Annotated in this window: 15 protein-coding genes, 1 tRNA gene and 1 other RNA gene; 7 read left to right on the top strand and 10 right to left on the bottom strand. The window is 73.6% G+C overall.

Going from position 1 to position 20,915, the window contains the following annotated elements:
• Positions 1-8: 8 nt before the first annotated feature.
• Both recR and LG274_RS09655 read right to left on the bottom strand, forming a co-directional pair.
• The gene (gene recR, locus LG274_RS09650; protein WP_298710459.1) at positions 9-608 is read right to left on the bottom strand and encodes a recombination mediator RecR; all 600 of its coding nucleotides are present in this window, start codon (positions 606-608) and stop codon (positions 9-11) included.
• 123 nt (positions 609-731) lie between these two features.
• The gene (locus tag LG274_RS09655; protein ID WP_404464172.1) at positions 732-4,364 is read right to left on the bottom strand and encodes a DNA polymerase III subunit gamma and tau; all 3,633 of its coding nucleotides are present in this window, start codon (positions 4,362-4,364) and stop codon (positions 732-734) included.
• A 132-nt stretch (positions 4,365-4,496) separates the two neighbouring features.
• On the opposite strand from LG274_RS09655, the gene LG274_RS09660 reads away from it, so the two are divergent.
• On the top strand, positions 4,497-5,099 hold the full coding sequence (locus tag LG274_RS09660; RefSeq protein ID WP_248116533.1) for a malonic semialdehyde reductase: 603 nt from the start codon (positions 4,497-4,499) through the stop codon (positions 5,097-5,099).
• A 47-nt stretch (positions 5,100-5,146) separates the two neighbouring features.
• Here LG274_RS09660 and gluQRS read toward each other — a convergent pair whose 3' ends face one another.
• Together gluQRS and ffs are read right to left on the bottom strand one after the other, a co-directional pair.
• Positions 5,147-6,169 carry a tRNA glutamyl-Q(34) synthetase GluQRS gene (gluQRS, locus tag LG274_RS09665; RefSeq protein ID WP_404464175.1) on the bottom strand — a complete coding sequence of 341 codons (1,023 nt, stop codon included), beginning with the start codon at positions 6,167-6,169 and terminating at the stop codon, positions 5,147-5,149.
• Between the two features lie 16 nt (positions 6,170-6,185).
• Positions 6,186-6,282, bottom strand: an RNA gene (gene ffs / locus LG274_RS09670) — signal recognition particle sRNA small type.
• Between the two features lie 117 nt (positions 6,283-6,399).
• Between ffs and LG274_RS09675 the strand changes: the two genes are divergently transcribed.
• A tRNA-Ser gene (locus LG274_RS09675) sits at positions 6,400-6,484 on the top strand.
• 263 nt (positions 6,485-6,747) lie between these two features.
• On the top strand, positions 6,748-8,355 hold the full coding sequence (locus tag LG274_RS09680; RefSeq protein WP_298710451.1) for a sodium:alanine symporter family protein: 1,608 nt from the start codon (positions 6,748-6,750) through the stop codon (positions 8,353-8,355).
• Between the two features lie 178 nt (positions 8,356-8,533).
• Here the strand turns inward: LG274_RS09680 and poxB are convergent, their stop codons facing one another.
• From poxB to LG274_RS09695, 3 genes are all read right to left on the bottom strand, one after another.
• On the bottom strand, positions 8,534-10,249 hold the full coding sequence (gene poxB, locus LG274_RS09685; RefSeq protein WP_404464178.1) for a ubiquinone-dependent pyruvate dehydrogenase: 1,716 nt from the start codon (positions 10,247-10,249) through the stop codon (positions 8,534-8,536).
• Positions 10,250-10,403: 154 nt separating this feature from the next.
• Complete coding sequence (locus LG274_RS09690) at positions 10,404-11,474, bottom strand: isopenicillin N synthase family dioxygenase (protein ID WP_404464180.1); 1,071 nt, start codon at positions 11,472-11,474, stop codon at positions 10,404-10,406.
• Positions 11,475-11,560: 86 nt separating this feature from the next.
• Entirely contained in the window at positions 11,561-12,457 is an 897-nt protein-coding gene (locus LG274_RS09695; RefSeq protein WP_404464182.1) for a haloacid dehalogenase, read from the bottom strand.
• Between the two features lie 144 nt (positions 12,458-12,601).
• Between LG274_RS09695 and LG274_RS09700 the strand changes: the two genes are divergently transcribed.
• Positions 12,602-13,519, top strand: coding sequence for a tryptophan-rich sensory protein (locus LG274_RS09700; protein WP_404464184.1), 918 nt, complete (start codon positions 12,602-12,604; stop codon positions 13,517-13,519).
• A gap of 135 nt (positions 13,520-13,654) precedes the next feature.
• On the top strand, positions 13,655-15,112 hold the full coding sequence (locus tag LG274_RS09705; protein ID WP_404464186.1) for a thermonuclease family protein: 1,458 nt from the start codon (positions 13,655-13,657) through the stop codon (positions 15,110-15,112).
• Positions 15,113-15,222: 110 nt separating this feature from the next.
• Here LG274_RS09705 and LG274_RS09710 read toward each other — a convergent pair whose 3' ends face one another.
• From LG274_RS09710 to LG274_RS09720, 3 genes are all read right to left on the bottom strand, one after another.
• Entirely contained in the window at positions 15,223-16,359 is a 1,137-nt protein-coding gene (locus tag LG274_RS09710; RefSeq protein WP_248116549.1) for a YihY/virulence factor BrkB family protein, read from the bottom strand.
• 81 nt (positions 16,360-16,440) lie between these two features.
• Positions 16,441-17,862 carry an L-serine ammonia-lyase gene (locus LG274_RS09715; RefSeq protein WP_404464188.1) on the bottom strand — a complete coding sequence of 474 codons (1,422 nt, stop codon included), beginning with the start codon at positions 17,860-17,862 and terminating at the stop codon, positions 16,441-16,443.
• A gap of 144 nt (positions 17,863-18,006) precedes the next feature.
• Positions 18,007-18,930 (bottom strand): NUDIX hydrolase, encoded by a 924-nt coding sequence (locus LG274_RS09720; RefSeq protein WP_366370718.1) that lies wholly within the window; start codon positions 18,928-18,930, stop codon positions 18,007-18,009.
• Between the two features lie 124 nt (positions 18,931-19,054).
• Here LG274_RS09720 and LG274_RS09725 point away from each other — a divergent pair, with 124 nt between their 5' ends.
• Together LG274_RS09725 and LG274_RS09730 are read left to right on the top strand one after the other, a co-directional pair.
• Entirely contained in the window at positions 19,055-19,837 is a 783-nt protein-coding gene (locus tag LG274_RS09725) for an electron transfer flavoprotein subunit beta/FixA family protein (RefSeq protein ID WP_248116555.1), read from the top strand.
• A complete protein-coding gene (locus tag LG274_RS09730; RefSeq protein WP_404464191.1) occupies positions 19,834-20,871 on the top strand; it encodes an electron transfer flavoprotein subunit alpha/FixB family protein in 1,038 nt (345 codons plus the stop codon). The genes LG274_RS09725 and LG274_RS09730 overlap by 4 nt, the downstream gene beginning before the upstream one ends.
• The last annotated feature ends 44 nt before the right edge of the window (positions 20,872-20,915 follow it).

The raw sequence follows: 20,915 nt of genomic DNA on the forward strand, positions 1-20,915 counted from the left end.
GTGCCCGGTCAGCCGCTGATGAGGCGGCGGCCCTCGAAGGCGCGGCCGAGGGTGACCTCGTCCGCGTACTCGAGGTCGCCGCCCACGGGAAGGCCGGAGGCCAGGCGGGTGACGCGGATGCCGGTGGCGCCGAGCAGACGCCCGAGGTAGGTGGCCGTGGCCTCCCCCTCGAGGTTGGGATCCGTGGCGAGGATGACCTCCTGCACGGTCTCGTCCTGCAGGCGGGTGAGCAGCTCGCGCACGTGCAGCTGCTCCGGACCGATGCCCGCGATCGGATTGATGGAGCCACCGAGCACGTGGTACTTGCCCTGGAACGCGCGGGTGCGCTCCATGGCCATCACGTCCTGGGACTCCTCCACCACGCAGATCTGGGCGGCGTCCCGGCGAGCGTCGCGGCACAGCGCGCACACGTCCTGCTCGGAGACGTTGAAGCACACCGAGCAGAGCCGCACCTTGTCCTTGACGGTGCGGATCGCGTCCGCGAGGCGCGTCATGTCCTGCGCGTCCGCCTCCAAGATGTGGAACGCGATCCGCTGGGCGGACTTCGGCCCGATGCCCGGCAGCCGCCCGAGCTCGTCGATCAGGTCCTGAACCGCTCCCTCGTACACGTCGTCCCTTCGTCTTGCGTGGGCCCGGCCGGCTCCGTCCGGTCCGTCCGCGCGGGGTCACCGCGCTGACGCGAGTCTGCCACGACCACCGGACATGACAAGGGCGCGGGTCGGCCGTGTGGGTCAGCGCACGGGCTCGTGCGGCCGCTCCTCGAGGAGCCGGCCGCCGAGCACGCGTTCGACGACGGCCCGGCCCACGAGCCCGGAGTCCTCCAGCGCCACATCGTCGTCGCTGGCCACCTCGTCCGTCCACGCGACGGCGGGGGAGGACGCGGTGGCCGGCGCGGCGGGCCGAGCCGGCGCGCGGCCCTGTGCGGCCTCGCGGGCCGCCCGGATCGCGGCGGCACGCGGGTCCATCGCGGGAGGTGCGGGAGGCTCCCCACCGGCGGCGGCACGGCCGTCTCCCGTTGGGCGGGCGCCCAGGGCGGTGGGGCTCGGCCGACCCGACGGCGGAGCGGTGCTCCCCGACGGCCCGGAGGAGGCGGAGGGGCCGTTCGAGGAGGGCCCGACCGTCCCGTCTCCGCCGGCGTCGCGGGCGTTGACGGGCGGCTCCAGGGGCCCGCCCGCCTCGAGACGCTCCATGAGGCGCGGGAACATGCTGGCGGGATGCCCCGAACCGCGCGGCGCGGTCCCCGCGGCGGGGGCTCCACCCCCGTCGTGCGCGGGCACGCCGGGGGCCGGCGTCCCGTCCGAGGAGGGCTCGCCGGTGGCGTCGGGGTGGGCGTCGCTCGAGACCGCGGCCGTCGAAGCGGCCGGGTGGGGGTCCTCTCGTTCCGAGGCGGCGGGGTCATCGCCCTGGCCCGGGGGGACGCCGTCGCCGCCGGCCCGTCCCGTGCGCGTCTGGTCCGAGGCGGCCGGCGGTGCCGTGTGCTCCGCCCCGCGTGCGTCGGAGGCGCCGCCGCGGGAGCCGCCGTCGAAGCCGGCGGGCCGCGTGGTGCCGAAGCGGGCCTCGAACTCGGCACGCAGCTCCGCCTCGGGCCGGGCGAACACAGGAATGGTGGGGGCGGGCTCGCGGACGAGGGGTCCGGGATCGTAGGCACGCTCCGCCGCGTCAGGGGTCACGTCCTGGAGCCGCTGCGCGGCGTCCGCGGTCGGGGCGGGCCCGGCGGGGGCCCAGGGCTCGGCCCCGGGCGAGGCCGCCTCGTCCGGCCGGGGGGCCGGGGCGGGCTGGTCGGCCTGCGGCGGCGTGCCCCAGTCCGACGGGCTGGGCACCGGCCCGTCCCACCCGGGCGTGCCGCTCGAGGCGTTCTCCTGCGGTCCGCCGTCCTCCTGGGCACCCTGCGGCGGCACCCATCCCTCGGGACCGGGGGAGTCCTCCATGTCCGAGTCCGGGTCGAACTCGGGGAGGGTGTCCCACGGGTCCTCCTCGCTCGGCGGGGCGTCCTCCCACGCGGGGGGCGCCTCGCCGGCATGGCCCCAGCTGTCCGCGGTCGGAGCCGAGGGAGCGGGGGAAGCAGACGCGGGCGCGGACGGAGGAGCGGGCGCGGCCGCAGGTGGCGCGGACGCGGCGGACGTGGGGCGCCCTGGCTCGGGAGAGGTCCGTGTGTCGGCGGGCGCGGGCCATGCGGTCGCTGGCTGGGCCGGACGGTGCGAAGCGCGCTCCTGCCCACCCGAGGCGGCGCCGGCCGGGGTCTCCGTGGCTGTCTGGCTCTGCGTGGCGCGCAGCGAATCGTTCCGGGGCTGACCGCCCGACGGGGCCGGAGGGCGCGGGAGGCCGCGGGTGTCCGATGCGTCCGGCGGGGGCTGCTGCTGGGGGTGCGGCGACCCCGATGCGGGCCGGCCGGAGGCCTGGCGGGCGTCGGCGGGCGCGCGGTGCTCGGGGCGGGGAGCATCCCCGCCGAGGATGAGGTCGAGCTCCGGGCGGATGCCGAGCACACGGTGGACGGCCTCGGCCAGCACCCGGTCACCGCCGCGGCCCAGCAGCGACTGCCGCGGGCCGTCCTGCTGGAATCCGATCGTGAGCAGTGAGCCGTCGTATCCGGTGACCGACGCGTTGTCCTTCACCAGCATCCACACCAGCCGCGAGGAGTCCTCGAGGGCGGCCAGGATGTCCGGCCAGGCGCGGCGCAACATCTCCACGGGGTTCGCGGAGGAGGGGCCCGTGCCGGAGGTGCTCGGGGCCGCGGCCCGGCCCTCGGCCTCGCCGGAGCGCTGGGACGACGGGGGCGCGGAGGCCGGCTCCGCGCCGGTGTTCTCCGGGACCGGCTTCTCCGGGCCCTTGCCCTCCGCGTCCGCCCTGCCGGCGGCCTCGTCCGGCGTGGGGGATCCGCCCTGCTGCGGCGGGGACCACTGCTCGGGGGCGCTCGGCGGCGTCGGCGCGGTCGGCGCTGCGGGGGCGGCCGACGACGGCGGGGTCTCGGGCGCGGCGGGCGCCTGCGTGGGGACGGCCGGGCGCTGCTCCTGGCGGGCCGGCGCGTCCTGCTGCCGGGCGCTGGGGGTGGTCTCCTCGGCCTCGGGTCGGCGCATGGCTGCGCGGGCCAGGGCGGCACCGGAGAGGCCGGCCGCCTCCCCGACGGCCCCCGTGTGCGGGGTGCCCTCGGCGGTCTCGGCGGCCTCGGCGGCCTGGGCCGGTGCAGAGGCCGCGGGCGAGCCCCCGTACTCGAGCCGCCGCTCGAGCGCCTCGAGGCGGGCGGAGAGGCCGCGGTGCGTGTCGTCCGTGGCGGGCAGCACGAGGCGCGCCATCAGCAGCTCGAGGTGCAGGCGGGGGCTCGTGGCGCCCACCATGTCCGTCAGCGCGAGGTTGGTGACGTCCGCCAGCCGGGAGAGCTCCGCACGGGAGAGCTGGGCGGCCTGCGCGGACAGGCGCCGCACCTGGTCCTCCGGCATGCCGTGCAGGATGGCACCGGCCTCCTCCGGCAGCGCGCGCGCGATCACGAGGTCGCGGAACCGGTCCAGCAGGTCCTCCACGAATCGGCGTGGGTCCTGGCCGGACTGCACCACGCGGTCCACCACGCGGAACACGGTGGGGGTGTCGTCCGCGGCCACGGCGTCGATCACGTCGTCCAGCAGGGCCTCCGGCGTGAAGCCGAGCAGGCTCACCGCGAGGTCGTAGGACACCGCGCCCTGCTCGGCGCCGGCGATGAGCTGGTCCAGCACGGAGAGGGTGTCGCGCACCGAGCCCGTGCCGGCCCGCACCACGAGGGGAAGGACGCCGGGCTCCACGCGCACCTGCTCCTCGGCGCACAGCTGCTCGAGGTACGCGATGAGCGGCTCCGGGGGCACGAGGCGGAACGGGTAGTGGTGGGTGCGGGAGCGGATGGTCCCGATGACCTTCTCCGGCTCCGTGGTGGCGAAGATGAACTTGAGGTGCTCCGGCGGCTCCTCCACGATCTTCAGCAGCGCGTTGAAGCCTGCCGCGGTGACCATGTGGGCCTCGTCGATGATCAGGATCTTGTACCGGTCCCGCACCGGGGCGAAGGTGGCCCGCTCCCGCAGGCCGCGGGCGTCCTCCACGCCGCCGTGGGAGGCGGCGTCGATCTCCATGACGTCCAGAGAGCCGGGCCCGCCCGTGGCCAGGTCGCGGCACGAGTCGCACTCGCCGCACGGCGTGGGCGTGGGGCCCTTCACGCAGTTCAGGCAGCGCGCGAGGATGCGGGCGGAGGTGGTCTTGCCGCAGCCGCGCGGGCCTGAGAAGAGGTAGGCGTGGCTCACCCGGTCCTTGGACAGCGCGGTGCGCAGCGGGACCGTGACGTGATCCTGCCCGATGACCTCCTCGAACCGGTCCGGGCGATAGCGTCGATACAGGGCGGTGCTCACCTGGCTCACCCTAGCGGCTCACCCGGACGCCGTACGGCCCGCCGGCCGCCGTCGTCGGCCCCTGCCGCCCGCTGCGACGCCTGTGCAGGAGCGGCGGGAATGGCGTGCGTCCGCGCGGGCGTTGAGGCCGTCATGACCCGGATCGACCACGCCTCCGTCCTGCCCGCCCTCTTCGAGGACCGCCACACCACGAACCACTTCACGGACCAGCCCGTGGACACCGCCCTCGTCCGCGAGGCCTACGAGCACGTGCGCTGGGCGCCGACCGCCATGAACAGCCAGCCGCTGCGCCTGACCGTGGTCGAGTCGCGCGAGTCCCGCGAGCGGCTGGCCCCGCACATGGCCGGGTTCAACGCGGACAAGACCCTCGCGGCGCCGCTCACCCTGATCGCCGCCTACGACCCGCGCTGGCACGAGCACATGCCCCACCTCGCCCCCTTCCGCGAGGGCTTCCGGGAGCAGTGGGAGAACAAAGCCGAGCTGCGCGACGGCATGGGCCGCACCAACGCGCTCCTCCAGATCGGCTACCTCACCGTGGCCCTGCGCGCCCTCGGCCTCGAGGTGGGCCCCATGGCCGGCTTCAGCACCGACGGCGTCGACGCCGCTTTCCATGCCGAGAGCGGCTGGCGCTCGCTCGTGGTGATCAACGTGGGCCACGCGGCCTCCGACCACGAGAAGGCCGTCAGCCCGCGCCAGGGCCGCCTCGAGTTCGACCAGGCCGCGCAGGTCCTCTGAGCCGCGGTCGCGGTCGGCGCCTCGGGTGCCCGCCGCCGCCAGCCGGGTCAGACCACGAAGCCCGCCGGGTCGAACACCCACGGCTCGCGTGGCAGCCCCCGCGGGTCGAACGCCGCCACCGCGCCCTCGAGGGGGCCGGCCGGCAGGCCGAGCGACTCCAGGAGGCGGTCCCGGACGCGCTCCGGCGTCCAGCGGGGGTCCTGCGCCGCGAGGTCGGCGAGGGTGACGGCGCCGTCCCGCTTGGCCAGTCGCCTCCCCCCAGCGTTGAGCACGAGGGGAACGTGCAGGTACTCGGTGGGCGGCGCCGTCTCGCCGCGCGCCGCGCTGAGCAGCTCAGCCAGCCAGCGCTGGCGTGGCGTGGAGTCGAGCAGGTCGTCGCCGCGCACCACCTGGTCCACGCCCTGGGCCAGGTCGTCGACGACGACGGACAGGTTGTACGCGTAGGCACCGTCGTTGCGGCGCAGGACGAGGTCGTCCACGAGGCCCGTGACCTCGCCGTGGAGGACGTCGCGGGCGTGGGCCCGCGGCACGGTGCCCGCCGGCAGGCCGGCCGCCCGTGCCGCGTCGATCCGCAGCGCCGCCGGCCGCGTCCGACGACGCTCGGCCCGCTCGTCCTCCGTCAGGCCGCGGCACGTGCCCGGGTAGAAGCCCGGAGGCCGCCGTGCGGCGCCCGAGGCGAGGGAGGCGTCGGGTGCCGCGCCGCCGTCGTCGTCCCTGGGCTCTGCGGTGGGGTGCGGTGCGGACGTGGCCTCCGCGATGTCCTTGCGGGAGCAGAAGCACTCGTACACCACGTCCGCGCCGTGGGCGGCGCGCAAGGCGGCGACGGACGCGTCGTAGCGGGGAGTGCGCTCGGACTGGCGCACGGGCGGGGCGTCCCACGTGATCCCGACGGCGGCGAGGTCGGCGAGCTGTTCGGCCTCGGCCCCGGAGCGGACGCGGTCCAGGTCCTCGACGCGCAGCAGGAAGGGCCGGCCCGACGCGCGGGCCGCCAGCCACGAGACCAGTGCGGTGCGCAGGTTGCCCAGGTGCAGGGTCCCCGTGGGCGAGGGTGCATAGCGGCCAGCGGACATGGGACCTCCTGACGACGTGAAAGACCCCTCACGCACCTGCCAGAGCCCACCTACCCTTGCTACCTTCCGGTCCTGGGGGAGTTCAGCGAGATGACACCACGTGAGGGGCCGTCCACGAGTCTACCAGCGCTCGGACGCAGGGCCAGTCGGGCGGGCGATTGGCGTCCCGGCGCGCCACCTGGTTATGATGGAGCCTGCCCTTGTGCGGTCTTCCGCATCGGGGCAGCCAAGGAGGATTCGCCTAGCGGCCTATGGCGCACGCCTGGAACGCGTGTTGGGTTAACGCCCTCGGGGGTTCAAATCCCCCATCCTCCGCGGGTAAGCCCCGTCACCCCCGTGGTGACGGGGCTTTTCGCATGACTGGAGGATCTGGGCGACCCGTCCGGAGGATCTGGACGAGCGCGGGTGTGGGTGCGGCGGCGGGCGCACGGGCTCAGGGAGTCACGCGTCGACCAATGATGAGACGGGCATCACAGAGTGGCGTACTGTTCCCCTCAGCAGATTCCCTTCCTGCCGCGGGGCGCCTTCCCTGATCCCGCTCCGTCTCGGTGCTCGCACCCCGACTTCGGAGACTCACCATGACCTTCGCCGAATTCATCGATGAGGCCAACGGCTACATCTGGTCGTTGCCCCTGATCGGTCTCTGCCTCCTCGCAGGCGTCTACTTCTCTCTCCGCACGGCCTTCCTCCAGGTCCGGGGCATCCCCGACATGCTCGCCCAGCTCAAGAACGGCGAGAAGTCCGCGGACGGCACCTCGTCCTTCCAGTCCCTCATGATGTCCCTCGCCGGCCGTGTCGGCATGGGCAACATCGGCGGCGTGGCCACGGCCATCGCCTTCGGCGGTCCGGGCGCTGTCTTCTGGATGTGGATGGTCGCCTTCCTGGGCGCCGCCACCTCCTTCATCGAGTGCACGCTCGGCCAGATCTACAAGGAGAAGGACAAGGACACCGGCGAGTACCGCGGCGGTCCGGCGTACTACTTCGACAAGGCCTACAAGCACACGGCGTTCGGCCCGGTCCTGAAGGTCTACGCCGTGATCTTCGCGATCGTGACGGTCTTCGCCACCAGCTTCTTCCTCCCGGGCGTGCAGGCCAACGGCATGGCGTCGTCCATCAACGAGGCCTGGGGTGCGCCCGCGTGGGCCGTGGCCATCGGCATCGTCATCATCCTCGCGTTCATCGTGGTGGGCGGCGTGAAGCGCATCGCGACGTTCGCCGTGTACGTCGTCCCGGTGATGGCGGTCCTGTACATCATCCTGGCGCTGATCGTCTTCTTCCTGAACTTCTCTCAGATCCCCGCCGTGTTCGGAGCGATCTTCTCCAGCGCCTTCGGCACGCACGCGATCTTCGGCTCCATCCTCGGCCTCGCCGTGCAGTGGGGCGTCAAGCGCGGCGTCTACTCGAACGAGGCCGGTCAGGGCACCGGCCCCCACGCGGCCGCCGCTGCGGAGGTCTCCCACCCGGCCAAGCAGGGCTATGCGCAGGCCTTCGCCGTCTACATCGACACCCTGTTCGTCTGCACGGCCACGGCGTTCATCATCCTGTCCACCGGCATGTACCGCGTGTACCAGGGCGAGGCCGTGACCACCCCGGTCCTCTTCGAGGGGAACCTCCCCGCCGACTCCAAGGTGGGCCCCGCCTTCGTGCAGAACGGCTTCGACACCGTCTTCACCGGCTTCGGCCCCTCCTTCGTGGCGGTGGCCCTCGCGTTCTTCGCGTTCACCACGATCGTGGCGTACTACTACATGGCGGAGGTCAACGTCGCGTACCTGTTCCGCGGCGCCAAGAACTCGACCGTCCGCCGCGTGGTCATCCGCCTGCTGCAGGGCCTGATCCTCGTGTCCGTGGCCTACGGCGCCGTCACCACCACCGGTGCGGCCTGGGGCCTCGGCGACATCGGCGTGGGTTCCATGGCGTGGATGAACATCATCGGCATCCTGTTCCTGCAGGGCCCCGCCCTGAAGGCCCTCAAGGACTACCACGCCCAGAAGAAGCAGGGCCTGGACCCGCAGTTCGACCCGCGCCCGCTCGGCATCCGCAACGCCGACTTCTGGGAGCTGCGCTCGGACGGGCTCGTCCGCGAGGGCATGACCGGCGAGGAGCTCGAGCGCCACGCGGCCGGCACCCCGGGTGCCACGTCCGTGCGCGACGGCGGCGTGGACGAGGCCGGCTCGCACCGCGCCTGACGCGTCGTCCGCCGACACGACGGGCGCCGGCCCGGTCGGCAGAAAGGGGCAGGATCTGCGTCCTCGACGCAGATCCTGTCCCTTTTCGCAGGTCCGACCGGAGGGACGGTCCGACCGGGGGGGCGGGCTGTCCGGCTCCGGTGATGACGGGCCGCCGCCGTCGGCCGCCAGGGTCCGCTCAGAACAGCTGGCGGATGTTCGCCTTGGCGAGGTCGATGAGCTCGGTGCCCTTGCCGTCCAGCACGGTGCGGATCGCGTAGAGGGCGAAGCCCTTGGCCTGCTCGGCCTCCACGCTCGGCGGGATCGTCAGCTCCTGGCGCTCGGTCGTGACGTCGAGGATCGCGGGGCCCTCGTGGGCCAGGAAGGCGTCCACGGCGTCCGGCAGCTCCTTCGACGTCTCCGCGTGGAAGCCGCGCAGGCCCACCGCCTCGCCCACCACGGAGAAGTCCGGGCTCTTCAGGTCCGTGGCGAACGTGACGAAGCCCGCCGCCTTCATCTCGAGCTCCACGAAGTTCAGCGAGGAGTTGTTGAACACCACCACCTTGACGGGCAGGCCGTTCTGCACGAGGGTGTGCAGCTCGCCGAGCATCATGGAGAGGCCGCCGTCGCCGGCGAGCGCGATCACCTGCCGCCCGGGGTACGCGGCCTGTGCGCCGATCGACTGCATGATGGCGTTGGCCATGGAGCCGTGGTTCATGGACCCGATGAGCCGGCGGCGCCCGTTCATGGTGAGGTAGCGCGCTGCCCAGATCACGGGCGAGCCCACGTCCGGGATGAAGATGGCGTCGTCGGCGGCGCGCTCGTCGATCAGGCGGGCCAGGTACTGCGGATGGATCGTGGAGCGGGACGGCGTGGCCAGCTCGTCCAGGTCCTTCCGCGTCGTGCGGTACTCCTTCAGGATCTCCTCGAGGAACGCCGACGACGCGTTGCCGCGCAGCCGCAGCAGCAGGGCCTCCGCGGTCTCCTTCACCCCGCCCACGAGGGGCACGTCCACCGCGATGCGCCGGCCGATCTGCTCGCCCCGGATGTCCACCTGGATGACCGTCGCGTCCTCGGGGTAGAACTGGCGGTAGGGGAGCGAGGAGCCGAGGATGAGCAGCGTCTCCGCTCCCTTGAGCGCCTTGTAGCCGGAGGAGAAGCCGAGCAGCCCGGTGAGGCCGACGTCGTACGGGTTGTCGTACTCCAGGTGCTCCTTGCCGCGCATCGCGTGGACGATGGGCGCCTGGAGCCGCTCGGCGAGGGCCACCACCTCGCGGTGGGCGCCCGCCGCGCCGGCGCCGGCGAGGATCGTGATCCGCTGGGCGGCGTTGAGCGCCTGGGCCGCCTCCGCGAGCAGCGTGTCCGCGGGGACCACGGTGGAGGGCGTGTGCCGGACGGCCTCGGCGGGGGCGTCGAGCTCCGTCAGCGCCACGTCGCCGGAGATCACCAGCACGGCCACACCGCGCTGCTCGACGGCGGCGCGCATCGCCGTGCGCAGCAGGCGGGGCATCTGGTCCGCGGAGGAGACGTGCTCCACGTACACGGAGCACTCGCGGAAGAGCTCCTGCGGGTGGGTCTCCTGGAAGTAGCCGGAGCCGATCTCCTCGGAGGGGATGTGCGCGGCGATCGCCAGGACGGGCGTGCGGGTGCGCTGCGCGTCGAACAGGCCGTTGACGAGGTGCAGGTTGCCCGGGCCGCACGAGCCGGCGCACACCGCGAGCTCGCCGGTCAGCTGGGACTCGGCCGAGGCCGCGAACGCCGCCGACTCCTCGTGCCGGACCGGCACCCACTCCACGCCCCCGTGGTCGCGCAGCGCGTCCGTGAGGCCGTTGAGGGAGTCTCCGGAGACGCCGTACATCCGGCGGACCCCGGATGCGTGGAGGCTCTCGACGATGTTGCGGGCGACGGTGGCCATGGTGCGCACCTCTCTGGGTCGGGGGAGGCGCCCCGCTCGGGAGGGGAGGCGCCGCTTCCCGGTCCACGCTAGGACGGAGCCGTGCGGAAGGACAGGGCCCGGGGTCCACTCGGGCCATGTCCTCCTGCTCACACCTCCGCTCCCGCGGGGTGGCTCAGCGGTTCAGCAGCCCCGGGTGGAACCGCTCGGTCACCCGCGGATGGGCGCGCGCGAAGCCCTTGAGCATGTTGGAGCCGAAGGAGGCGAGCATCGGGTTGGTCGGGTCGTCGGAGACCCCGCGGGCGTCCGCGGCCAGCTCGGCCGGGAGCTCCACCTTCTCGATCACCGCGTCCAGGCGGGGGGAGTAGAAGAACGGCACGGAGTAGCGGTCCACGCCCGGCGGCGGGGACTGCACGCGGTGGATCGTGGCCATGAGGTAGCCGTCCGTGGCCACCTCGAGCATCTCGCCGAGGTTCACCACGAGCGCGCCCGGGATCGGCTCCACCGGCAGCCACGCGTCCTGGCCGTAGGGGCGCACCTCGAGGCCGCCGACCTCGTCCTGCAGCAGGAGGGTGATGAACCCGTAGTCGGCGTGCAGCCCCACCCCCTGGGTCCCGGCCTCGGCCACGCCGCCGACGTAGTGCGCCAGCTTGGCCATCCACGCGCGGTCGCCGTCGAACGCCGCGGAGAAGTGGTCCTCGTCCAGGCCTATGGCGACGCAGAGCGCCTTGAGGAGGTCCTCGCCCACGCGGTCCATCAGCGCCGTCCACGCCATGGCGGTGCGCTCGAGCTCGGGCATGCCGGCGGGCCACTGGTTGCGGCCCTGCAGGTGCCAGAACTCCTCCCCCTCACCGATCCGCTCGGCCGGGACCGGCTCGCGGTCCGCGGAGAAGTCCAGCTGCTCGCGGGAGTCGGGGCGGCCCTGCGTCCGCTCGGCGGCGATCGCCGAGTAGCCCCGGTAGTGCGGGGACTCCTGGTTGTGCTGCGCCAGCTTCTCCGCCTCGGGGCGGGCGAAGAACTCGGCGGTCACGCGGAACAGCGCGTCCACCTGGCCGGGCTCCGCGCCGTAGCCCACGATCTGGAAGAAGCCCACGTTGTGCGCCGCGAAGCGCAGGCGCTCCAGGAACGCGGGGTCGAGGGAGCCGTCGGCCCGACGCATGGTCGACAGGTCGAGGACGGGAACCTCGAGCGGGGCGGTGCCCCGCGCATCGGCGGGGGAGGGGGTGTCGGTTGCGTGCGCGGTCATGGGCCCAGTGCACTCTCGACGCCGGCCGGCCGCCACTTCCGGTGTCGCCGTGTTGACGCCGGTGACGCCCCGTGACGCGGACCCGCTCAGCCGAGGAGGTCCCGCTCCGCCCACCGCAGGAGGGACTCGCCGGCGCGCTCGTGCACGTCCTCCGCCTGGCCGACGCCGCGCTCCGCGAGGTCGGCGGCGGTGAGGACGCCGTACGCCTTCTCCGGGATCCCGTCCTCCGGGCGGACGTCCATGTGCTCCACGCGCGCGCCCATGGCGTGCAGGGCGTCCGCCATGGCGTAGTCGGAGCGGGAGTCGCCCGCGGTGATCCAGCGCTCGGGGACGGCGACGCCGTCGTCGGCCATCAAGCCCAGGCACCGCTCGACGCCGAGGTCCTTGCCGGAGGAGGCGTGCTCCACGTCGATCGAGATGATGGTGGGGTCCACCTCGAACTCCTCGGCGAGGCCCCGCCTCTCCAGCAGGTCCTCGATCCCCGCGACGACCTCGTCGCGCACCCGGGTGAACTCGGCGTCGTCCGCGCCCACCTCCTCCTCGAGGGAGACCATGACCAGCTTCGTCCGGTCGGCGAACATGACGTCCTCGTCCCGCTCCTCGTTCACGGCCCACATCGCCTCGCGCAGCTCGGGGTCGATCGCCATGTCCGGATCGGTGCGGACCCAGTTCGGGACGGGGGCGTCGACGCTCACCTCGGGCAGCTCGCCCTCGGGGACGGCGGAGAAGGGGAACCACACGGCGCCCTTCTCGCAGACGGCGTAGAACGGCGCGTCGTCGGGAAGCCCCGCCGCCCGCAGCGGGGCGATCACGCTGTGCAGGAGGAAGTCGGCGGAGCGGCCCGTGTTGAAGCCGATCGGCACGCGCCGCTGGGCGAGCCGTGCGAGGGTGGTGATGATCCCCTCCGGCACGGTGCGGGTCTCGGTGGAGGCCAGGGGACCGTCCACGTCCAGCAGGAGTCCGAGGGGGGAGGGGGCGCTCATGCCCCCAGCCTAGGCGGGGCGCGGGGGTGGGAGGCCAGACGGCGTGGGAGAGGCACCTGACGGAGGCCGCTCCGGGTTGGCTACGCTGACCACGAACGGCATCCGCATGCGCGGGCGCCATCCGACCCCGACCTGGGAGAGACCATGAGCACCGCCGCCCCCGGCCAGCCCCCCGCCCCGCACTCCGCCCACGCGGCCACCGCCCGCGCCGACCGGAGCGTCGACCTGGGCCGGACCTCCCGCGGCCGTCAGGCGGTCATGCTGCTGGTCGTCCTCGCCTCCCTCGTGGCCGCCTTCCTCGGCTCCGGGGCGTTCCTCCGCGACGCGACCGGCGGCTGGTTCACCGACGACGGCTCCTGGCTCTCCCCGTCCCGCCCCGCCCTATGGCTGTGGGCCCTGGTGGGACTGGGGCTGCTCGCCTCTGCGCTGTGGCAGTTCCTGCCCGCCGCGCAGACCGTGCGCCACGACCGCCTGCGCCCGTGGATCATGGCGAGCGCCGTGCTCGGCGCCGCGTGGATCTGGACGATCCACGCCGCCTGGCTCCTGGTGAGCGTCGTCGTCGCGCTGCTCCTCGTGGCCGTGCTGTTCCGGATCCTCACGCTCCTGGAGTCGGGCCACCCCCGCACCGTGGCCGAGCGCGTCCTCGTGGACGGGGTGCAGGGGCTGCACCTCGGCTGGGCCACGTTCCTCCTCGTCGCGAGCCTCGCGGCGTGGCTCACCTCCGCCGGCTGGGCCGCGGGGCTCATGCCCACCACGTGGGCGCAGACCCTGATCGTGGTCGCCGCGATCGTGGGCCTCTTCACCGCCGTGTACGACGGCGGTCGGCTGACCCCGGCGCTCGCCCTCGCCTGGGGGCTCCTCTGGGTGGGCGTGGGCCGCTCGGACGGCGCCGGCCTGTTCTCCGGCGCGGTGGCGTTGACGGCGTGGGGCGCGGCCGTGATCGTCCTGCTCGGGTGGGTCGCCTCCCTCCTGCTGTCCCACGTGTCCGCGACGGGTGAGGCGCGCGACCTCGTCCTCGACGCCATCGACGGCGGCGACGACCCGATCGATGGCCGCCGCTGACTCTGGACCCGACCGGAGACGGCAGGGGCGTGCCACACGAGAATCCGGTGCAATGACCGTGGGAGGATGACTCCGACGGAGGGCCCCGCCGCATGGCGGGGCCCTCGCCCGTCCCCACCACCGTCAGGAGCCCCCGTGACCCCTCTCCGTCCTCTGCGCACCGGACTCGCCGCCGCGTCCGCAGCCCTCGCCCTCGTCGGCTGCACCGCCTCCGATCCGTCGCCCGCGAGCGGTCCGCCGTCCGCCGCGGGCACCAGCGGCGCCGCCGTCCATCCCGCGGCGGAGGTGTCGCCCTCCACCGCGCCCTCCGATGCCGTGGAGGGCGACGCGGCGGTGGTCGTCCGGGTGGTCGACGGCGACACCGTCGACGTGCGCAAGGACGGCGAGGCCGCCGTCACCCGGGTCCGCCTCCTGAACATCGACACCCCCGAGACGAAGCACCCGAGCAAGGCGGTGCAGTGCAGGGGCCCGGAGGCCGCCGCGCTCCTCGAGTCCCTCCTGGAGGAGGGGGACCACGTCACCCTCCAGTACGACGAGGAGCGCTACGACAGGTTCCACCGCACGCTGGCCGGCGTGTTCGAGGGCGCCACGCTCGTGAACGCGGAGATCGCGCGAGCCGGCCTGGGCGTGCCCGTGGTGTTCGAGCCGAACCGTCGCTTCTACGACGAGGTGCTCGCCGCCTGGAACGAGGCGGAGGAGGACGGCGCCGGGCTGAACCAGCCGGGCCTGGACTGCTCCCTGCCGGTCATGGCCGAGCAGGCACCGGCGGGAGCGGAGCCCGCGGAGGGCGTGCTCGAGGAGCTCGCACTGGCGTACGCGGGCGCCGCGTCCGGTGAGCAGGCCTGGATGAGCGCCCTCTACCCGGACGTGCTCTCCCGTGTGAAGCACCTCGTCTCCACCGGCACGTCGAGCGCTGGGGAGGGCGCCGGCGGGGACGAGGCGCCGACGGCGAGCGCGGCTCCGGAGCAGCGGGCCGAGGGTCAGCGTGCCGCGGAGGGCCGTGCCGCCGAGCAGCGGGCGGAGGAGGAGCGGGCAGCCGAGCAGCGGTCGGCACAGGAGCGCGAGGCCGAGCAGCGGGAGGCTGCCCGGAAGCGCGAGGCGGCCGCAGCGTCGGTCCGGGCTGCTGAGGCCGAGGCCGAGGAGAGGGCCGCTGCCGCGCGTCGCGCCGCAGAGGAGAAGGCGGCCGAGACCGCGCCCCGGAACGTCGCGGGCACGTCCGGCGGATCCGGCTCGGGGTCCTTGTCCTCCGGCCGGCCCTCCGGCGGGACGTCCAGCAAGGCGCCGAACCGCTGCTACGCCCCGGGCGGCGAGACCTTCGTCTACTGCGACGAGGAGGGGTCCTCGGGTTCAGGCGGTTCAGGCGGTTCAGGCGGCTCGGGGTCGGGGTCGGGGTCGTCGGGCTCCGCAGCGGGCGCCGGCGGTCCGGTGGCCGGCAGCGGCGGCGTCTGCCCGGACGGCTACCCGGTCAAGGTGAGCAGCTCGGGCAAGTACCACGTGCCCGGCGGAGAGCACTACGACCAGACGAGCGCGAAGAACTGCTACGCGTCGACCTCGGCCGCAGCGGCGGCCGGCTTCATCGCCTCCCAGCGCTGAGGCCGTGAGCCTCCTCGCAGAGGAGGCCCCCCGGCCTCGGCCGCGAGGAGACGAACGGGCGCCCACCTCGATGAGGTGGGCGCCCGTTCGTCGTGCCGGGGACGTGAGGCTCAGGACGTGGCGTGGCGGGGGCCGGAGCCGCCGTCAGAGGTGTCCGGGGCGTCCTCGTGGGCGGCCCGCAGCTCGTAGCCCTTCTCCTCCAGCTCCTCCTGCTTCTCCACCTTCTTCACCAGGGCGTCGGTGTCCTTGGGGGGCAGGCGCACGGCCTTCTCGGCGGGCATGCCGGCGGTCAGCTGCTTGGCGCGCTCCACCTCGGTGTCGATCTCCGCGCCGAGCAGCAGCACGATGTTGAAGATCCACAGCGCGAAGAGCAGGGCCATGATGCCGCCGATCGCGCCGTAGGCGCTGTAGCCGGCGAACTGCGTGAGGTACACAGACAGCGCGACGGCGGCGAGGGCCAGGCCGACGAGCGCGAAGACGTTGCCCGGGCCGAACATGTGGAAGCTCGGCTTCTTCACGTTCGGGGTGGTGTAGTACAGGGTCGCGATGAGCAGGAGCAGCAGCACGATGACCACGGGCCACTTCACCCAGGCCCAGATCGGCAGGAAGGTGTCGAGCAGGAAGTCCACCACGCCGCCCAGGCCGAGCGGCTGGGCGATCGGGGCGAGGAAGCCCTCGACGAGCGACTTGTTGAGGGCCAGGGAGATCAGCACGAGCACGATGCCCACGATCAGGATGAGCGTGGTGAGGAGGTTGGTGAGGGTCAACTTGACGAAGCCGCGCCCCTCCTCGTAGTTGTAGACCTGGTTCATGCTGCGGTTGAACGCCTTCACGTACGCGGAGGCGGACCACAGGGCGGTCAGGATGCCGATCACCAGGGCGATGATGCCGCCGGTCGCCTGGTTGCTCATGGTGGTGATCATGTCCGTCACCATGGGCTCGTACTCGACGGGCACCGCGCCGGCGATCTGGTTGATCAGGTCGTCCACGGACTGGCGGTTGTTGGAGAGGACGAGGCTGAGGATGGAGAAGATCGCGAGCAGGGACGGGGCCAGCGAGAGCACCATGAAGTAGGTGAGCTTCGCGGCGAGGTCTGTGCCGCCGTCGTTGCCGAACTCCTTGAGGGCACGGGTGAGGGCGTACTTCCAGCCCTTGCCGTCCAGCTTGACGTCCTTCAGGCGCTCCGTGCGCTCCTCCGGGTCGATCCTCGCGCCCTCGAGGGTCGCGTCGACGGGGTGAATGGCCACGGTGGGTCCTTCCGCATGACAGGTCAGGGGTCGCGCCCACAGTAGCCGACCCGGGCCGTCAGAGCCCGGGCCGGGGACCCGTCAGCACTCGGGGACGTTGACGGCGAGCCCGCCGCGCGAGGTCTCCTTGTACTTGGACTTCATGTCCGCACCGGTGTCACGCATCGTCTTGATCGCCTGGTCCAGGCTCACGCGGTGCGTGCCGTCGCCGAGGAGGGCGAGGCGGGCGGCGTTGATGGCCTTCACGGACGCGATGGCGTTGCGCTCGATGCAGGGCACCTGGACGAGGCCGCCCACGGGGTCGCAGGTCAGGCCGAGGTTGTGCTCGATGCCGATCTCCGCCGCGTTCTCCACCTGCTCGGGGGTGCCGCCGAGCACCGCGCACAGCGCGCCGGCCGCCATGGAGCAGGCCGAGCCGACCTCGCCCTGACAGCCGACCTCGGCGCCGGAGATGGACGCGTTGCGCTTGTACAGGATGCCGATGGCCGCGGCGGTGAGGAGGAAGTCCACCACCTTGTCCTCGCGCTCGGCGTCCGTGGCGTCCTCCGGCATCTCGAACCGCTTGAAGTAGTGCATCACCGCGGGGATGATGCCGGCGGCGCCGTTGGTGGGGGCCGTGACGATGCGTCCGCCGGAGGCGTTCTCCTCGTTCACCGCCAGGGCGAAGAGGTTCACCCACTCCATGGCCCACATCGGGTCCTTCTCCCCGGTCTGGGCCTCGAGGTGCGCGCGCAGGGCGGGGGCGCGACGGCGGACCTTCAGCCCGCCGGGCAGGATCGGCTCGGTGCGGGTGGTGCCGTTCTCGACGCACTCCTCCATGACGGCCCAGATGGCCAGGAGCTTGCCGCGCAGCTCCCCGAGGTCGTGCTTGACCGCCTCGTTGGCCAGCATCAGCTCGGCGATCGAGATGCCGTTGGCGCGGCAGTGGGCCACCAGCTCGGCGCCCGAGGAGAACGGGTAGGGCTCAGCGCCCTCGGTGGCCTCGTCCTTGCGGTTCACGTCCCGGGCCTCGTCCAGCTCGGCCTCGAGCTCGTCCGAGGTGACCACGAATCCGCCGCCCACGGAGTAGTAGTCGCGCGTGTGCAGCTCCTCGCCGGCCTCGTCGAAGGCGGTCAGGCGCATGCCGTTGGGGTGGCCGGGCAGGTTCTGCCGCATGTGCAGGACCATGTCCTTCCTGCGGTCGAAGTGGATCTCCCGGCGGCCGTCGAGCGGCATGCGGCTGCTGTCCACGATGTCCTTGACGAGCCCCACGCAGGCGTCGGGGTCGATGGTCTCCGGGTCCTGGCCCGCGAGGCCCAGGAGGACGGCGGTGTCGGAGCCGTGGCCGATGCCCGTGGCGGCGAGGGAGCCGTACAGCTCCGCCTTCACGCGGTGGGTGGAGTCGAGCACGTCGTTCTGCTGCAGGCTGGAGGTGAAGCGGCGCGCGGCGCGCATGGGACCCACGGTGTGGGACGACGACGGGCCGATGCCGATCGAGAACAGGTCGAGGACGCTCAGCGACATGCCGGGGACTCCTTGGTTGCCGGGACGGGGCCCGGGATGTGGGGCGCTCCGCGGGAGGCGTCCGGCGCGTCGGTCCGGGCTCACCGGACGACGGGCGCCGTGGTCGACCCTCCCGTGCTGTCCAGCGTAGGGGCAGACCGGGCCTCAGAGCACGTTGTCGGGGCTCTCCTCCACGGTGGCGGCGGCCCGGAAGGCGGCCAGGTCGCGCAGGTAGTCGGCGGCGCCCGTGAAGTCGGGGCGGGGGGCGTTCGCCCTCAGCATGACGGCCCGCAGCGGCTCGAGGCTCCGGCTCAGGGGCACCACGTCCTCGCACCCCTCGGCGTCGGCGAGGGCGCGCAGCTGCCACCACGTCGGGGCCATGAGGTTCACCGCTCCCGCCCGGAAGCGCTCGAGCAGCGCCGCGGGGGTGGCCCAGCCGTGATGGGCGGCCTCGGTCGAGACCCGCTCGGGGGACTGGCCCGCGGGCAGGCGGACCACGAAGAAGAAGGTGTCGTAGCGCCGCGCGCCGCCGGGCGGCGTGATCCAGCGCGACCACGGGACGAGCGCCCCGACGTCGGGGGCGAGGCCCTCGTGCGCCAGGAACGCGCCGAAGTCCACCTCGTGGCGCTCCACCTGCGCGCGCAGCTCAGCAGGGAGCGCGGCCACGCGCTGCGCGTCCACCGGGACGCCGGTGGCCGCGTCCCGGGCCAGGAGCACGCCCACCTCCTCGAAGGTCTCCCGCACGACGGCGGCCAGCAGGCGCCCGGCGGCGCGCTCCGGGGCGAGGTCCCCGAGGGTGCTCCGCGCGCCCTCCGGCTCCCCGGGCAGGCCGAGCCTGTCCGCCCACCCCGCGAGGTCGACCCCGTCCCACAGGGCGGGCGGCAGCTCGTCGGCCGGGTCCACCCGTCCGCCGGGGAAGGCCGTGGCGTGCGCGCTGAAGGCCATGGTGGCGGCGCGCTGGAGGGCGAACACCTCGAGGCCGCCCTCCTCGCCCGGGCGCACCAGGAGGAGGGAGGACGCCGGGCGGGCGGGCGCATCGAGGGGCGGAGTGCCCTCGTGGGGGGCGCGGGGCGGGTGGGAGGCTGTCACCACCGTCACACTAGTCAACCGGGGTTGTGTAGCGTGAGCCCTGCATGCCGTGCGCGCCACGAGCAGGGCCTCATCCCGCTCGGCGCCGCGCGGCCCCGAGCGGAGATTCGAGGAGGATTCACCCGTGAAGATCGTGGTGCTGGTCAAGCAGGTGCCGGACACGTGGCAGGAGCGTGAGCTGAGCCTGGAGACCGGTTGGGTGGTGCGCGACGGCGCGGCCGAGCCCGTGCCGGACGAGATCAGCGAGCGCGTCATGGAGGTCGCCCTGGGCTGGCGGGACGCCGGAGCTGACGTCGAGATCGTGGCCTTGACGGTGGGCCCCGAGGACTCCTCGAAGACGCTGCGCAAGATGCTGGCCATGGGGGCGGACTCCGCCGTGCAGATCACCGACGACGCCCTCGTCGGCTCGGACGCCGTGGAGACGGCCCGCGTGATCGCCGCGGCCGTCGAGAAGGAAGGCGCCGACCTCGTGCTCGCCGGCACCTTGTCCACGGACGGCGGCACCGGCGTGGTGCCGGCCATGGTCGCCGAGCTCCTGGACCGGCCCTACCTGCCGCATGCTGAGGCCCCCGAGTTGGTCGACGGCGAGCTGACCGGCACCGTGGCGACCTCAGACGCGGACGTGCGCGCCGCCGTCGCCCTGCCCGCCGTGGCGAGCCTGACGGAGAAGACCGCGGAGCCGCGGTTCCCGAACTTCAAGAACATCATGGCGGCCAAGAAGAAGCCGCTCACCGTGCTGTCCCTGGCCGACCTCGGCATCGCCGCGGGCCCGGCCCAGGCCGCCTACCGCTCCGTGATGGTCTCGGCGGACACGCGCCCCGAGCGTGCCGCGGGCGAGAAGATCACCGACGACGGCACCGCCGCCGAGCGGCTGGTGGAGTTCCTCGCGGGTCGGGGGCTCGTGTGAGCGCGAACGTGGAGGAGACCGAGATGACGACGCAGACCGATGCCGCGAACAGCGGTCAGACCGTGCTGGTGCACGCCGAGATCGGCGCGGACGGCGCGCTCCGCCCGGTCGTGGCCGAGCTGCTCGGCGCCGCCGCCACCGTGGGCGTGCCCGAGGCCGTCCTCGTGACCGGCGCGGAGGGCAGGGACGCCGCCGTCGCCCGTCTGGGGGAGTACGGCGCCACGCGCGTCCACGTCCTTGTGGCCGACGACGCCGCCACCACCCTGGGTGACGCGGCCGTGCAGGCCCTGACGGCCGTGACCGCCCGCACCGCTCCCGTGGCCGTGCTGCTCTCCGGCAGCCCGGAGTCCCGCGCGGTGGCCGGCCGTCTGTCCGTTCGGGCCCGCGGCCCCGTGTGCGCGGACGCCGTGGGGCTGCGCTGGGCCGACGACGAGGTCATCGCCCGCCACTCCGTGTTCGGCGGCGACTACCTCAGCGAGTCCACCGGCGAGGGCGGCCCCCGGATCATCACCATGCGCCCCGGCGCAGTCGCGGACCGGGCCCCGGCCGTCGAGGCGCCCGAGGTCGTGGAGCTGGCCGCCGCCGAGCTGGGCCCGGTGACCGCCGGCGCCCGGGTGCTCGAGGTGAGCGCCCGGACGCAGAACTCCGCCCGCCCGCCCCTGCGCGGTGCGAAGACCGTCGTTGCCGGCGGCCGCGGTGTGGGATCCGAGGAGGGCTTCGCGATCGTCGAGCAGCTCGCCGACGAGCTCGGCGCCGCCGTGGGCGCCTCGCGCGCCGCCGTGGACTCCGGCTACACCGCGGCCGACCGCCAGGTGGGTCAGACCGGCGTGATCGTGTCCCCGAACCTGTACATCGCCCTGGGCATCTCCGGAGCCATCCAGCACCTGGCCGGCATGAAGACCGCCAAGACCATCGTGGCGATCGACAAGAACGAGGACGCCGAGATCTTCGAGCACGCCGACTTCGGTGTGGTCGGGGACATCTTCCAGGTGGTCCCGCAGGTCATCGAGCAGCTGCGCACCCGCCGCGGCTGAACCGGTGCGGGCGCGGTCCGCCTCGGACCGCGCCCCTCGGACGA

This window comes from Micrococcus antarcticus, from assembly GCF_044872765.1.
Taxonomy (GTDB): domain Bacteria; phylum Actinomycetota; class Actinomycetes; order Actinomycetales; family Micrococcaceae; genus Micrococcus.

Excerpts from the sequence above, each read along its gene's own strand:
- LG274_RS09660 (WP_248116533.1), top strand. The coding sequence starts at position 4,497 with ATGACCCGGATCGACCACGCCTCCGTCCTGCCCGCCCTCTTCGAGGAC.
- gluQRS (WP_404464175.1), bottom strand. The coding sequence starts at position 6,169 with ATGTCCGCTGGCCGCTATGCACCCTCGCCCACGGGGACCCTGCACCTG.
- LG274_RS09680 (WP_298710451.1), top strand. The coding sequence starts at position 6,748 with ATGACCTTCGCCGAATTCATCGATGAGGCCAACGGCTACATCTGGTCG.
- poxB (WP_404464178.1), bottom strand. The coding sequence starts at position 10,249 with ATGGCCACCGTCGCCCGCAACATCGTCGAGAGCCTCCACGCATCCGGG.
- LG274_RS09690 (WP_404464180.1), bottom strand. The coding sequence starts at position 11,474 with ATGACCGCGCACGCAACCGACACCCCCTCCCCCGCCGATGCGCGGGGC.
- LG274_RS09695 (WP_404464182.1), bottom strand. The coding sequence starts at position 12,457 with ATGAGCGCCCCCTCCCCCCTCGGACTCCTGCTGGACGTGGACGGTCCC.
- LG274_RS09700 (WP_404464184.1), top strand. The coding sequence starts at position 12,602 with ATGAGCACCGCCGCCCCCGGCCAGCCCCCCGCCCCGCACTCCGCCCAC.
- LG274_RS09715 (WP_404464188.1), bottom strand. The coding sequence starts at position 17,862 with ATGTCGCTGAGCGTCCTCGACCTGTTCTCGATCGGCATCGGCCCGTCG.